Annotated in this window: 1 protein-coding gene; it reads left to right on the top strand. The window is 55.9% G+C overall.

What is annotated here, in order from left to right:
- The coding region (locus tag LKK83_RS24370) for a WD40 repeat domain-containing protein (RefSeq protein ID WP_442957363.1) at positions 1-247 on the top strand (247 nt) is incomplete at both ends.

The following is a 247-nucleotide window of genomic DNA, read 5'->3' on the forward strand; positions in this document are numbered from 1 at the left end:
AGTAGCCATTACCCCCGAAGGGAAACGAGCGGTCTCGATATCGTATGAGAAAACCCTGAAACTGTGGGATTTGGAGACCGGGATGGAACTGGCCACCCTCACCGGGCATAGTGGCGAGGTAAATGCAGTAGCCATTACCCCCGACGGGAAACGAGCCGTCTCGGCATCGGATGATACAACCCTGAAACTGTGGGATTTGGAGACCGGGATGGAACTGGCCACCCTCACCGGGCATAGTGACGATGTA

The organism is Phormidium sp. CCY1219, assembly GCF_035615515.1.
In the GTDB taxonomy this organism is placed as follows: Bacteria; Cyanobacteriota; Cyanobacteriia; order Cyanobacteriales; family Laspinemataceae; genus CCY1219.